12 protein-coding genes are annotated in these 15029 nt (G+C 32.3%); 4 read left to right on the forward strand and 8 right to left on the reverse strand.

Annotated features, from left to right (window positions below; translation table 11 throughout):
• Position 1: 1 nt before the first annotated feature.
• From leuC to leuA, 3 genes are read right to left on the reverse strand one after another with little or no spacing between them, the layout of a single operon-like run.
• Positions 2 to 1414 (reverse strand): 3-isopropylmalate dehydratase large subunit, encoded by a 1413-nt coding sequence (gene leuC, locus AJN69_RS03085; RefSeq protein ID WP_079860798.1) that lies wholly within the window; start codon positions 1412 to 1414, stop codon positions 2 to 4.
• A complete protein-coding gene (gene leuB, locus AJN69_RS03090) occupies positions 1401 to 2477 on the reverse strand; it encodes a 3-isopropylmalate dehydrogenase (RefSeq protein WP_070282625.1) in 1077 nt (358 codons plus the stop codon). Before leuB ends, leuC begins: the two co-directional genes overlap by 14 nt.
• Positions 2474 to 4009, reverse strand: a complete 1536-nt coding sequence (leuA, locus tag AJN69_RS03095) for a 2-isopropylmalate synthase (protein WP_070287852.1) — start codon at positions 4007 to 4009, stop codon at positions 2474 to 2476. The genes leuB and leuA overlap by 4 nt, the downstream gene beginning before the upstream one ends.
• 320 nt (positions 4010 to 4329) lie before the next feature.
• Between leuA and AJN69_RS03100 the strand changes: the two genes are divergently transcribed.
• Positions 4330 to 4959 (forward strand): hypothetical protein, encoded by a 630-nt coding sequence (locus tag AJN69_RS03100; protein WP_002860843.1) that lies wholly within the window; start codon positions 4330 to 4332, stop codon positions 4957 to 4959.
• Between the two features lie 35 nt (positions 4960 to 4994).
• Here AJN69_RS03100 and AJN69_RS03105 read toward each other — a convergent pair whose 3' ends face one another.
• The 4 genes from AJN69_RS03105 to ruvC all read right to left on the reverse strand — a co-directional run bounded on the left by AJN69_RS03105 (position 4995) and on the right by ruvC (position 9679).
• The gene (locus tag AJN69_RS03105; protein ID WP_070276308.1) at positions 4995 to 5642 is read right to left on the reverse strand and encodes an outer membrane beta-barrel protein; all 648 of its coding nucleotides are present in this window, start codon (positions 5640 to 5642) and stop codon (positions 4995 to 4997) included.
• A 137-nt stretch (positions 5643 to 5779) separates the two neighbouring features.
• Positions 5780 to 6163: a preQ(1) synthase gene (queF, locus tag AJN69_RS03110; RefSeq protein WP_070233449.1), complete on the reverse strand. Its 384-nt coding sequence runs from the start codon at positions 6161 to 6163 to the stop codon at positions 5780 to 5782.
• A 245-nt stretch (positions 6164 to 6408) separates the two neighbouring features.
• Positions 6409 to 8994 (reverse strand): flagellar hook protein FlgE, encoded by a 2586-nt coding sequence (gene flgE, locus AJN69_RS03120; protein WP_070287854.1) that lies wholly within the window; start codon positions 8992 to 8994, stop codon positions 6409 to 6411.
• 202 nt (positions 8995 to 9196) lie between these two features.
• On the reverse strand, positions 9197 to 9679 hold the full coding sequence (gene ruvC / locus AJN69_RS03125; RefSeq protein ID WP_074469938.1) for a crossover junction endodeoxyribonuclease RuvC: 483 nt from the start codon (positions 9677 to 9679) through the stop codon (positions 9197 to 9199).
• 94 nt (positions 9680 to 9773) lie between these two features.
• On the opposite strand from ruvC, the gene dnaA reads away from it, so the two are divergent.
• The 3 genes from dnaA (at position 9774) to gyrB (ending at position 14661) form a co-directional block, all read left to right on the forward strand.
• Complete coding sequence (dnaA, locus tag AJN69_RS03130; RefSeq protein WP_070277439.1) at positions 9774 to 11096, forward strand: chromosomal replication initiator protein DnaA; 1323 nt, start codon at positions 9774 to 9776, stop codon at positions 11094 to 11096.
• Between the two features lie 158 nt (positions 11097 to 11254).
• On the forward strand, positions 11255 to 12322 hold the full coding sequence (gene dnaN, locus AJN69_RS03135; protein ID WP_070287856.1) for a DNA polymerase III subunit beta: 1068 nt from the start codon (positions 11255 to 11257) through the stop codon (positions 12320 to 12322).
• Between the two features lie 29 nt (positions 12323 to 12351).
• Entirely contained in the window at positions 12352 to 14661 is a 2310-nt protein-coding gene (gene gyrB, locus AJN69_RS03140) for a DNA topoisomerase (ATP-hydrolyzing) subunit B (protein WP_070280591.1), read from the forward strand.
• A 26-nt stretch (positions 14662 to 14687) separates the two neighbouring features.
• On the opposite strand, the gene AJN69_RS03145 is transcribed toward gyrB, so the two are convergent.
• Complete coding sequence (locus AJN69_RS03145) at positions 14688 to 15029, reverse strand: monoheme cytochrome C (protein ID WP_070287858.1); 342 nt, start codon at positions 15027 to 15029, stop codon at positions 14688 to 14690.

Genomic DNA, 15029 nt, shown 5'->3' on the forward strand with positions numbered 1-15029 from the left:
ATTAAACTCCTAAATACTTTCTATTATCACAAATAACACCTTCTATGGCACAAGCTGCCGCACTTGCAGGACTCATCAAATGAGTGATAGAACCTTTACCTTGTCTGCCTACAAAGTTACGATTTGAAGTTGAAGCAACTCTTTGACCTGAATTTGCTTTGTCATCATTCATACCAAGACACATAGAACACCCTGCATATCTCCACTCACACCCTGCCTCGATAAAAATCTTATCAAGTCCTAAATTTTCAGCTTCTTTTCTTACTTGCATTGAACCAGGCACGATTAAAGCTTTAACATTTTTATGAATTTTGCGCCCTTTTAAGATATCTGCGGCTATTTTAAGATCTTCTAAACGCCCATTTGTGCAAGATCCTATAAATACAATGTCGATTTTTACCCCTTCTATAACTTGATCTTGCTCTAAATTTACATAAGATAAAGCATCAAGTAAAGATTTTTGCTCACTTTGATTTTTAAAATCACTTATTTTTGGAATTTTTTCATCTATGCCAATCACTTGCGAAGGATTTGTTCCATAGCTAATTTGTGGTTTTATCTTGCTTACATCTAGAGTAATACTCTCATCATATTTTGCTCCTTCATCACTTCTTAAACTCTTCCAATACTCACAATACTTTTGAAATTCTTCTCCTTTAGGTGCAAATTCCTTTCCCTTAATATACTCAAAAGTGATCTCATCAGGAGCTATCATACCTACTTTCGCTCCAAATTCTATAGCCATATTACAAAGAGTCATTCTAGCTTCCATACTTAAATTTCTTATAAGTTCTCCGCAAAATTCTATAGCATAGCCCGTGCCTTTTGCCGTGCCGTATTGTGCGATCAAATACAAAATCAAATCCTTAGCATAAACACCTTTTTGAAACTGCCCTTTACATTCGATTTTCATAGTTTTAAGTTTGACTTGTTTTAAAGTTTGCGTTGCCATGACATGCTCTACTTCACTCGTGCCTATACCAAAGGCTAAAGCTCCAAAAGCCCCATGTGTTGCCGTATGAGAATCCCCACAAACTAAAGTAACTCCAGGCAAAGTAAAGCCAAGCTCAGGACTTACTATATGAACTATGCCTTGATTTTTATCTCCAAGTCCTAAAAGCCTTACTCCAAATTCCTTAGTATTTTGCATCAAAGTTGTAATTTGCTCTTTTGCCATATCAGAGCAAGCATTTAAATCCACACTTTTAGTTGAAACATCATGATCTATAGTAGCTAAAGTTAAATCCGCTCTTGCCATTCTACGCTTAGCCATTTTAAGCCCTGAAAATGCTTGAGGACTTGTTACTTCATGGATTAAATGCCTATCGATATAAAGTATAGGAAGTTCGTTTTTGCCTTCATAAACCACATGAGCATCAAAGACTTTTTCATATAAAGTTTTAGCCATTATTATTCTCCTTTAAAATTTCTAAAATACAATCCCCCATTTCATCAGTATTTAAATACGACTTAGCATTTAAATCCTTAGTCATTTTTCCTTGTGCCAATGCCAAAGATATAGCATTTTCTATATCCTGTGCGGCTTGTTCTTCTTTGAAACTATACTTTAACATCAAAGCCGCACTTAAAATTTGAGCTATGGGATTGGCTATATTTAAATGAGCTATATCAGGCGCACTTCCACCTGCTGGCTCATAAAGTCCAAAACCTTTATCGTTTAAACTTGCTGAACTTAACAAACCTAAAGATCCATTAATGGCAGCTAACTCATCACTCAAAATATCACCGAAAAGATTTGAACAAAGCATAACATCAAAAATGCTAGGATTTTTTACAATCTGCATCGCAGCATTATCCACATACATGTACTCTAAGTTTATATCTTGATAATCTTTTGCAACATTTGCCACCACTTCTCGCCATAAAATAGAACTTGCTAAAACATTCGCCTTGTCGATTAAATGCACTTTTTTCTTTCTTATTCTTGCACTTTCAAAAGCGATATGAGCTATCCTTTCTATCTCTTTTTTAGTGTAAATTTCAGTATCATACGCACTTTCTTTGCCTAAATCTTGCTTACCAAAATAAATCCCACCTGTAAGTTCTCTAACACATAAAATATCCACTCCTTTTTGGATAATCTCATTTTTTAAAGGTGAAACATGAGTTAAACTTTCATAAATTTTACAAGGACGCAAATTTGCAAACAAATTAAAATGCTTTCTTAAAGGCAAAAGCGAGGCTCTTTCAGGTCTTTGATCTATGGGCAAATTATCCCACTTAGGTCCACCCACAGAACCAAATAAAATCGCATCACTTTGCTCACAAAGCTTTAAAGTTTCATCACTTAAAGCCACTCCATAAGCATCTATACTTGCACCACCTATTTTAGCTTCGTTAAATTCAAAATTAAAATTGTATTTTTGCTCAATAAAAGTTAAAATTTTTAAAGCTTCTTTCATTACCAAAGGTCCTATACCATCTCCTGCTAGGATAGCTACTTTATAAGTTTTCATGCCATTTTCCTTTCTTCTACTTTTAAAGAGCGATAAATCGCATTGTAAGCACTCACAAAAGCCTGCGCTGAAGCTTCTATAACATCTGTTGAAAGTCCTTTTCCATGGAATTTTCTCCCTTTAAATTCCAAATCTACATCCACTTGTCCTTGAGCATCTACCCCTGAACTTTTTGCATTGATACTATAAGCTTTTAGCACAGGCTTTAAATTTGTTATCCTAGCAATACAATTAAAAACTGCTTCAACAGGACCATTTCCTGTGCAAGCTTCAGTTTTTAGCTCTTCTTTGATACGCATACAAACACAAGCTGTTGGGATATTGCCACTAATCACGCTTAATTTTTCAAGCACAAATTCATTTTCTTCTTCATTTTCATAGCTTAAAAACATCAAAGCTTCCAAATCATAATCATACACTTGACCCTTTTTATCCGCAAGGCGTAAAAAACGCTCATAAACATCATCTAAATTATAAGTATTTTCATCATAGCCTAAATTTTCAAGGCAAGTTTTTATCATAGCTCTTCCGCTTCTTGCCGTCATTAACATACGATTTTCATGAATTCCTATAGCACTAGGGCTTATGATCTCGTAAGTTTGCCTATTTTTAAGCACTCCATCTTGATGAATGCCAGAACTATGAGAAAACGCATTGCTACCCACTATAGCTTTATGCGAAGGTATGCTTTCATTAGTAATAGCTGAAACTAATTTTGAAGTTTTAGAGATATTTTCACATTTAATATCAGTATAAAAACCTTTTAAATAATCTTTCCTAGTTTTTATCGCCATAACCACTTCTTCTAAAGCACAATTGCCCGCCCTTTCACCAAGTCCATTTATAGTGCACTCTATCTGTCTTGCACCTTGTAAAATAGCACTTAAGCTATTACCCGTTGCCATACCTAAGTCATTGTGACAATGCACAGAAATGATAGCTTTGTCTATATTTGGCACTTTGTTAAATAAAATTTTGATGATATTAGCAAATTCACTTGGCAAGGTATAGCCCACAGTATCTGGGATATTTATAGTTTTAGCACCTGCTTTTATCGCATTTTCCACCATAAAACAAAGATTATCTATAGGAGTTCTTCCTGCATCTTCGCATGAAAATTCTACATCATCAGTATAAGATCTTGCTCTTATAATCGCTCTTTTTGCCATAGACAAAATTTCATCAAAATCTTTTTTTAATTTATCTTGTATATGCAAAGTTGAAGTGGCTATAAAAGTATGAATTCTAAAATGCTTTGCCACTTTTAAAGCTTCATAAGCCATATCTATATCTTTATCCAATGCCCTAGAAAGTGCACAAATAGTTGAGTTTTTAACCTTAGAAGCGATCTTTTGTACCGCTTTAAAATCCCCTTGTGAAGATACCGGAAAACCTGCTTCTATAACATCTACGCCTAAATTTTCAAGCGCTAAAGCGATTTGTAATTTTTGATTGATACCTAAAGAACTGCCTAAAGCTTGTTCTCCATCACGCAAAGTGGTATCAAAGATTATGATTTTATTATCTTTCATGATTTAATCCTTTAAAACGAAACAGACTAAATGAATTAAAAATTCAAAAACTTAACAACAATGATAAAAAATTAAAAATGTAAAAAATGATTAAAAATAAAATTGAGTTTTAGAGTGAGAGTTGCAGTAGCAGATTAAAAGTATTGTCTTTACTTTTTTGTTGGACTGAATTTGAAATTTCAAAAATTTGTTTCATCTTTTCCTCCTTTGTTTCAAATTAATCCTTAATGTATCATATTTTTAGTAAATGTGTTTGTAAAATTCTTAAATTAAGAAAATTATTGATATAATTGTAATTTTAAGTAACAAAAAGGATGTTGATGTTAAAAGAACTCTTAGAGATTAAAAAAGAAATGGAACCTGTTATTCACGAAGCCAATGTAAAATTAAATATGCTAGCCCGTGAAGTCATAGTCCGAAAAAAAGAATACGAAATTTATGGCCCTATGGTAGATCGTGTTTATCTTGATAATGCCATTTATGTTAAAGTTATGTCAAGTGGACGCGATGTAAAAACAGACAATGTAGCTATAAAAAATGGTTTTTACATGGTTTTTGTCGCCCCTGAAAAGGAAAGTACAAAAGATATCAAAAACAAACTCAAAGTAGCTTATGAGGGACTTGATAACAAATTTATCGCTACACTCATACGATCTTGCCAACGCTTTAAAGAAATCATAAATAAAACCCAAGCCACACTCGCTAAAGCTTCTAAAATGAATGTAGTAGTAAAAACAAATTTAGGAGAAGCAAGCGCTGCGCTAAAATTTAACATCAATATAGAATACACTAGAGACACTCAAAAACTCACTCGCGAAAATTCAAAATCAGCAGGAAGCTTTAGAGATACTAAAACTTATATAAATCTTATAGTAGAAAAAAACACAGATTCTCAAATTTGTGAAAAATTACTTGATGATGTTGAAAAATACTTTATTGGTGGAGGTTGATTTCATTAATGCAAGTTATAAAAACTTGCATTAGATTAAAATTTATAATTATATCCTAAATATACACCATAATTTGTTTGTTTAGGATCGTAAAAGTTTGAGCCCACTTTATTTTGATAAAAATTTCTAGAATTATAATGAATTTGCTCTGCTTTAAAGCCTAATTCTATTTCATTATGTGGTGTCAAATCATATAAAGCACCTATTTTCGCTCCATAAAAATAACCGTCAAAATTTTGCGACAAAGATAAAAAGCTTGTTTTTAAGGTAAGATCTGTTCTTGCATATCCTCCATACACACCTAAAACAGCTCTGGTTTTTTCAAAAAGCTTAGGAGTAAAATCATAACCTGTTAAAAATTTATGTGTAGTAAAATCACCTTCGATTTGAATTCTAGGAGTTTTGATAAAATCACTAAATTCATCAGAATAATTATAACCAGCATAAATTCTATGATTTTCATTTAAACGATATCCAAGTTTTAGACCAAACGATGGTATATTACCTGAAATATCTCCATTGAAAATTTGCTTAGTTGTTTTATTATGCTTTAACTCACTTTTTACTTGAGCATGCATCCAAGCTGCATCAGCACCTATAAAAAAACCGGAATTCTCATCTGCTAAAGCCAAATTTGAAAACAAAGTAGCACTTGCGACAATGCTTAATAATTTTTTATTCATAACCTAACTCCTTATAATAAAATTCGATCTAAAAATTTTAGATCTTTTTATATTATATATTCTTCAAAGATTAAATAAGAATTTTTTATAAAATATTTAATCTTTACATAAAAATATGTGAATATTTTACTCAAATATTATTTTGGAACAACTATATCACTACGACATTCTATTACCGTATGCACATTTCCACGCGGGTTAAAATCCCCCACAACTTTAATCCATTTTGGTTTTAATTTATCTTTTAAAGTATTATAAATTTCATTGATACTTGCTTCATGTGAAACATTTCTATGCATAAAAGTATTGATATAAAGCTTTATCGCCTTAAGCTCAACCACAAATTTATCAGGCATATATTCAAGATAAATCGTCGCAAAGTCAGGATAACCCGAACGCGGACAACAACACATAAATTCAGGCAAAGTAATTTTAATAATATAGTCATTTTTCGCATCATTTGGCCAAATTTCCATATTTTCTACATCAAATTCTTTGATTTCTTTTTCACCATAACGCATAGATTTTCCTTAAATTTAAATTCAAGCAAAAATTATAACAAAATAAGTTTTTAAAACGATTATGATACAGATAAGAAAATGCAATTTTATTGCAACTCACCCCTAGCAAGAGTGAGTTAGCAATAAATTGAAGGCAGTTCAAGCCTAAGCCTAGTATTACAAGACTACCAAGATAGGCTTGTAAAGCAAGGCTTGCTCCCTTTAAGGGAGCAAAAAACAATATTTTATAGAATACTAAGCTTAAATTATTGTTTAAGCTGGATCAAGGTTTGAAGCATTTGATCACTGGTTGAAATGGTTTTTGAGTTTGCTTGATAACCCCTTTGGATAATGATAAGTTCTGTTAAAGAACGACTCAAATCCACATTTGACATTTCAAGAGCTGAGGTTTTCATCTCACCACGACCCCCTGTTCCTGCTTCACCTACTACGATATTACCACTATTTGCAGTAACTTTGAAAAGGTTTCCGCCGATTTCCTCAAGACCTGAGTTATTAGCCACTGAAGCCATAGCGATTTTTGCCACTGCAAAGGTTTTACCATTAGTAAATTCGCCTAAGATATTTCCTTTATCATCAACGCGGATAGCATCAGGTTTTAAGTTACCCGAAGTATAACCATCAGTTGCTTGTCCTGTTAGAGTTGAAGCAGAGTTTGAGCTTACAAGGCCGTCATTGCTTCCGCTTGTTCCAAAGGAAAGTTTGATTTGTTGATTTGGCGCAGCACCATTATTTGGTGAGAAATTGATCGTTTTTGGTGTATAGCTTGCCAAAGATCCATCGTTATTAAATCTTGCTGTTCCTACGATGATATTATTTGGACCTTCACCTGTAGTATTTATCTCTGCAGGTTCAGGCACACGGATGATCATTTGCCATTCATTACCCCCATCTTGAGTGGTGCTTTGCTTGACAAACTGCACTTCTAAAGTGTGTTTTGAACCTAAAGAATCATAAATTTCAAGTCCCGCTGAAAAAGCTGAAAGTTTAAATTGCTCACTTTCTTTAATCTGACTTCCTATAACTAGAGGCCCATCAAAAGATTTAAACATAGCTGTAAAAGCATCATTTTTACTAACTGTGCCTTCTTTGTTAGTATAGGCTGTGATATTAAAACTCATATTTTTTGGATCTGTTTGAGTTACTTGTCCTACACCATTAATTGCATTAGCTGGAATATCTGATTTTTCATTAGCATTTGAGATAGCAAAATTTCCATTTTCTGTTACCACTACTTTTACATTTTGATTGATATCTGCTGCTGCAAAAGTTCCACTTCCATCATAATCAACCCCATATCTAGCATCTCTTTGCAAAAGCTCTCTTAAATCTTCTGTGGTTCTAAAAGTTCTTGCATTTGTATTTAAAAGTCCGCCATTAACTGCATCCCAATAGGCTGCTGAAGCAGGATCTGTTGGTCTTGTGGTTTGATTAGCTCCAGCTTGAAATCCAGGGCCGCCATCAGGATTATACATAGGGCCTATGTCCACAGGATTTGAGCTATAAATATATTTATGAGCTGTTATTATCTTGGCACGATCTGGCCCATTTAATGTTATAGCATTGTTTCCATTTGGTGGGTTAGGCGTCATTTTATTAGCTGTCCATAAAGAACTACCATTTCTATTAATGGTAGGTTGCATTCCAGTTCCACCTGTATTAAAAGTAAATTTTGAATTTTGTTGGTCCCATACAGCATTCCAAAGTTCCCCTGCTGTATTAGTATTTGCAACCACAAGATCAATATTTTTCATATTATCTGTAGTACCATCAGAATTTGTGTTGATAAAATCAATTCCACTACCATCTTTATTTTTAACCGCTTTTACTCCTGTGCCTTCTCTAGTATCAGTTGGAGCGGTAAAAGTATTGATATAAGCTATAGCATCATCAATGCTTTGAATATTAGCATTTTGAATTTTAACCCCATTTAAAGTTATATCCAAATTTACTTTTTGATCTGCATTTCCCCAAAAAGCCGCAGTTTGACTTGCTTGTAAATTTGGATCAAAAGCATTTACGCCTACTTTATTTGTCTCAAATTTCGCATCGGCATAAGATACCCAAATGCCTTGCCCATCTCTTAAATTTAAGCCTTGTCCTTTTGCATTAAACAAAGAAGCCGCATCCACACCTTTTTCTGTTACTTCTATAGCATTTTTAGAAGTGGTATAAAACTGAGTGGTTCCTGTATCGTTTTCATCTTCTGCTCTATTGGTTTTGTTATTATAACCATGAACAGAATCAAGTGCATAAAGATTTCTACTTGAAGTTCCTATATTTAAACCACTATTTAAGTTTGCTTTTATAGCCACTTCAGTTGATTTTGCTGCAGGGATGTGCATACCGGGATCGATGAAAATATTTTGTGGAGTTCTTGAACTATCTATGGTTTGATCATCCCAGTTGATATTCCATCCTTGAACCACAAAGCCTGCATTATTTACGAAATTCCCATAAGCATCAAGTTTAAAATCCCCGCTTCTTGTAAGATAGTTTGTAAGACCACCATCATCACTCACCATGAAAAAACCATCACCATTGATAGCAACGTCAGTGTTTTTATCTGTAGTTTGAACTGAACCTTGAGAGTGAATTCTTGTTGTAGAGCTTACTGAAACACCAAGACCAATTTGAAGTGGGTTTGATCCACCTCTTCCGTCAGTTGGTGCTGTAGCGATTTTCACAGTTTGGCTAAACATAGTTCCAAAATCTGCACGAGAGTATTTAAAACCAGTGGTATTAACATTTGAAATGTTATTACCTTCAACATCCATCGCAACTTGATGTGCTTGTAGTCCGCTTACGCCAGACCAAAGTGATCTCATCATCTTAAATCCTTTATAAAATATTGCTTTAAAAATTTAACGCTTTGACTTTAAAAACTTTTGCGTTTATGTGAAGTTTTACAAGCAAGTTCTGTTCCAACTTTTGAAATTTTTTATGAATTTTTTAAAAATTTATAGAAAAAATTTAAAGGTATTTTAGGAGTTTATGGAACTTTGGGCTTTTATGTAATGAAAATTACCAAAATCACACCCTAACTCTTAAATTTGCCGCATGGGTTAAAGCCACTGCTATAGCATCTGTGATATCTAAAGGTTTGATATCTTTGCTAAGTCCTAAAAGTCTTTTTACCATAAAAGCAACTTGTTCTTTGGTTGCTTTGGCTTTTCCTGTGACGGCTTTTTTCACTTGTAAGGGAGTGTATTCTGCAAAGTCTCCATGAATTTGAAGAATTTTTAAAGATAGGGCTCCACGAAATTGTGCAAGTTTTAAAACGGTTTTTGGATTGTAAGCAAAAAAGATATCTTCTATAGCCACCTCATCAAAAGAATGATTTTTAAAAATCAAGTCCAAACCCTCGCAAAGCTCTGTGATTTGATACTGTAAGGTGCTTGGCTTTATCTTTATAAGCCCTGCTTCTATGAGAATGTTTTTTCCTTTGCTAGCTTCTATAATAGCATAACCACAATTTCTTGAACCTGGATCTATACCTAAAATTTTCAAATTCATACCTTTTGAAAATAAAATACAAAAGCGGATTTTAACCTTTTTTTATGAAATTTAAGATAAAATTTATACATTATGCAAAATTTAAAGAGAGATTATGAATCCAAGCCAAATACTTGAAAATTTAAAAAAAGAATTAAGCGAAAACGAATACGAAAACTATCTATCAAATTTAAAATTCAACGAAAAGCAAAGCAAAGCAGATCTTTTGGTTTTTAACGCTCCAAATGAACTCATGGCTAAATTCATACAAACAAAATACGGCAAAAAAATCGCGCATTTTTATGAAGTACAAAGTGGAAATAAAGCCATCATAAATATACAAGCACAAAGTGCTAAGCAAAGCAACAAAAGCACAAAAATCGACATAGCTCATATAAAAGCACAAAGCACGATTTTAAATCCTTCTTTTACTTTTGAAAGTTTTGTTGTAGGGGATTCTAACAAATACGCTTATGGAGCATGTAAAGCTATAATACATAAAGACAAGCTTGGAAAACTTTATAATCCTATCTTTGTTTATGGACCTACAGGACTTGGAAAAACACATTTACTTCAAGCAGTTGGAAATGCGAGCTTAGAAATGGGAAAAAAAGTCATTTACGCTACAAGTGAAAATTTTATCAATGATTTTACTTCAAATTTAAAAAATGGCTCTTTAGATAAATTTCATGAAAAGTATAGAAACTGCGATGTTTTGCTTATAGATGATGTGCAGTTTTTAGGAAAAACCGATAAAATTCAAGAAGAATTTTTCTTTATATTTAATGAAATCAAAAATAACGATGGACAAATCATCATGACTTCAGACAATCCACCCAACATGCTAAAAGGTATAACCGAACGCTTAAAAAGTCGTTTTGCACATGGGATCATAGCTGATATAACTCCACCTCAACTAGATACAAAAATAGCCATCATAAGAAAAAAATGTGAATTTAACGATATCAATCTTTCTAATGATATTATAAACTATATCGCTACTTCTTTAGGGGATAATATAAGAGAAATCGAAGGTATCATCATAAGTTTAAATGCTTATGCAACCATACTAGGACAAGAAATCACACTCGAACTTGCCAAAAGTGTGATGAAAGATCATATCAAAGAAAAGAAAGAAAATATCACTATAGATGACATTTTATCTTTGGTATGTAAAGAATTTAACATCAAACCAAGCGATGTGAAATCCAATAAAAAAACTCAAAATATAGTCACAGCAAGACGCATTGTGATTTACCTAGCTAGGGCACTTACGGCTTTGACTATGCCACAACTTGCGAATTATTTTGAAATGAAAGATCATACAGCTATTTCACATAATGTTAAAAAAATCACAGAAATGATAGAAAATGATGCTTCTTTAAAAGCAAAAATCGAAGAACTTAAAAACAAAATTCTTGTTAAAAGTCAAAGTTAAGTGAAAGGATGTGAAAAATAAATTCTAGAGTGTGAAAAAAAGAAATTAAGCAAAGTATGATAAAATACAAATTTGATTATTTTGCTTTGAAGAATTTCACAATTTCAACAAGCTTATTATTACAACGAATTTAAATTAAAATAAACCAAGGAGAAAAAATGAAGTTAAGTATCAATAAAAATACTTTAGAATCTGCAGTGATTTTATGTAATGCTTATGTAGAAAAAAAAGATTCAAGCACCATTACTTCTCATCTTTTTTTTCATGCTGATGAAGATAAACTTCTTATTAGAGCTAGTGATTATGAAATAGGTATCAACTATAAGATAAAAAAAATCCGCGTAGAATCAAGTGGTTTTGCTACTGCAAATGCAAAAAATATTGCAGATGTTATTAAAAGCTTAAATAATGAAGAAGTTGTTTTAGAAACTATTGATAATTTCTTATTTATAAGACAAAAAAGCACAAAATATAAACTTCCTATGTTTAATCATGAAGATTTTCCAAATTTTCCAAATACAGAAGGAAAAAACCAATTTGACATTGATTCAAGTGATTTAAGCCGTTCTCTTAAAAAGATATTACCAAGTATTGATACAAACAACCCAAAATACTCCTTAAATGGTGCATTTTTAGATATAAAAACAGATAAAATTAACTTCGTAGGAACTGATACAAAACGCCTTGCAATCTATACTTTAGAAAAAGCAAATAATCAAGAATTTAGTTTTAGTATCCCTAAAAAAGCTATCATGGAAATGCAAAAACTTTTCTATGAAAAAATAGAAATCTTTTATGATCAAAATATGCTTATCGCTAAAAATGAAAACTTTGAATTCTTTACAAAACTTATTAACGATAAATTTCCAGACTATGAAAAAGTTATACCAAAAACTTTCAAACAAGAACTTAGCTTTTCAACCGAAGATTTTATAGATAGTCTTAAAAAAATCAGCGTTGTAACTGAAAAAATGAAACTTCATTTTAACAAAGATAAAATCATCTTTGAAGGTATAAGTTTAGACAATATGGAAGCAAAAACAGAACTTGAAATTCAAACAGGAGTGAGTGAAGAATTTAATCTTACTATAAAAATCAAATATTTACTTGACTTCTTAACTTCTATAGAAGAAGAAAAATTCACTTTAAGTGTAAATGAACCTAATTCAGCATTTATAGTCAAATCCCAAGGACTATCAATGATTATCATGCCTATGGTTTTATAATAAGAACAAGTAAAAGATAAAGGAAAAATATGCAAGAAAATTACGGTGCGAGTAATATTAAAGTCCTAAAAGGCCTAGAAGCTGTTAGAAAACGCCCAGGTATGTATATAGGAGATACAAACATAGGCGGACTTCATCATATGATTTATGAAGTTGTGGATAATTCTATCGATGAAGCTATGGCAGGACATTGTAATACTATAGATGTAGAAATCACTACTGAAGGAAGCTGTATAGTTAGTGATAATGGTCGTGGTATTCCTGTTGATATGCACCCAACTGAAAATATGCCAACTTTAACTGTTGTTTTAACTGTCCTTCATGCAGGGGGAAAATTTGATAAAGATACTTATAAAGTTTCAGGCGGTTTGCACGGTGTTGGGGTTTCAGTTGTAAATGCACTTTCTAAAAAACTTGTAGCTACAGTTGAAAGAAATGGAGAAATTTATCGTCAAGAATTTTCAGAAGGTAAAGTTATCAGTGAATTTGGTGTGATAGGAAAAAGTAAAAAGACAGGAACAACTATAGAATTTTGGCCTGATGATCAAATTTTTGAAGTGACTGAATTTGATTATGAAATTTTGGCTAAAAGATTTCGTGAACTTGCATACTTAAATCCAAAAATCACTATAAATTTTAAAGATAACCGCGTAGGCAAACATGAAAGTTTTCACTTTGAAGGTGGAATTTCTCAGTTTGTTACAGACTTAAATAAAAAAGAAGCTTTAACTAAAGCAATTTTCTTTAGCGTAGATGAAGAAGATGTGAATGTTGAAGTAGCTTTGCTTTACAATGATACTTATAGCGAAAATTTACTCTCTTTTGTAAATAATATCAAAACTCCAGATGGTGGAACACACGAAGCTGGTTTTAGAATGGGCTTAACTCGTGTGATAAGTAACTATATAGAAGCAAATGCAAGTGCTAGAGAAAAGGATAATAAAATCACAGGCGAAGATGTGCGTGAAGGTTTAATCGCTGTTGTGAGTGTAAAGGTGCCTGAACCACAATTTGAAGGACAAACCAAAGGAAAACTTGGTTCAACTTATGTGCGTCCTATAGTTTCAAAAGCAAGTTTTGAGTATTTGACTAAATATTTTGAAGAAAATCCTATCGAAGCTAAAGCTATAATGAACAAAGCTTTAATGGCTGCTCGTGGTAGAGAAGCAGCGAAAAAAGCCAGAGAATTAACGCGTAAAAAAGAAAGTTTAAGCGTAGGAACTTTACCAGGGAAATTAGCTGATTGTCAAAGTAAAGATCCAAGTGAAAGTGAAATTTATCTTGTGGAAGGGGATTCTGCAGGAGGTTCTGCAAAACAAGGTAGAGAAAGATCTTTCCAAGCTATATTGCCTTTGCGTGGTAAAATTTTAAATGTTGAAAAAGCAAGACTGGATAAAATTTTAAAATCTGAGCAAATTCAAAATATGATTACCGCTTTTGGCTGTGGTATAGGTGAAGATTTTGATCTTTCAAAACTTAGATATCATAAAATCATCATCATGACAGATGCGGATGTTGATGGATCACATATACAAACCTTGCTTTTAACTTTCTTCTTCCGTTTTATGAATGAACTTGTGACAAATGGACATATTTATTTAGCACAACCGCCTTTATATCTTTATAAAAAAGCTAAAAAACAAATTTATTTAAAAGATGAAAAAGCTTTGAGCGAATACCTGATAGAAACGGGAATAGAAGGTTTAAATTATGAAGGTATAGGAATGAATGATTTAAAAGATTATTTAAAAATCGTTGCAGCTTATCGTGCGATTTTAAAAGATCTTGAAAAGCGTTTTAATGTGATTTCTGTGATACGTTATATGATAGAAAATTCAAATTTAGTTAAAGCAAATAATGAAGAATTATTTAGTGTAATCAAACAATTTTTAGAAACACAAGGACACAATATCTTAAATCATTATATCAACGAAAATGAAATTCGAGCTTTTGTTCAAACTCAAAATGGCCTAGAAGAACTTGTGATCAATGAAGAACTTTTCACTCATCCACTATATGAAGAAGCAAGTTATATTTTTGATAAGATTAAAGATAGAGGCTTAGAATTTGATAAAGATATTTTAGAAGTTCTTGAAGATGTTGAAACCAATGCTAAAAAAGGTGCTACTATACAACGCTATAAAGGTTTAGGAGAAATGAATCCTGAGCAACTTTGGGAAACCACAATGGATCCAAGCGTAAGAAGACTTTTAAAAATTACTATTGAAGATGCACAAAGTGCAAATGATACCTTTAATCTCTTTATGGGCGATGAGGTTGAACCAAGACGCGATTATATTCAAGCACACGCTAAAGATGTAAAACATTTGGATGTGTAAAATTTATCATTGAAGAAATGATTTCTTCAATGAATTTTGTTTTGTAAGAATATAGCTAGAGGAATTCTTCTTCTTGTATCGTATTTTTCTCCATAATATTTTTCAAGATAATTTAAAATTTTTTCTTCATCTTCAGGTTCTATTTCCCAAAGTCCTTCACTATCTTGCATCCATCTTATAGCTGCTAACCAAGCTTTTCTACTTGCATGCATGTTGGTAATGAGATTGGATCCATGACAAGCTAAACAATTTGCTTCCACTAAAGGTGAATCAGGATCGATAATCAATCCTGTATCAGGGTTAATTTCAAGATTTTGAGCCCAACTTGCACTTAAAAACAATGCTAAGATCAATATAATTTTTTTCAT

It is taken from the genome of Campylobacter sp. BCW_4338 (assembly GCF_001763255.1).
GTDB classification, from domain to species: Bacteria; Campylobacterota; Campylobacteria; order Campylobacterales; family Campylobacteraceae; genus Campylobacter_D; species Campylobacter_D jejuni.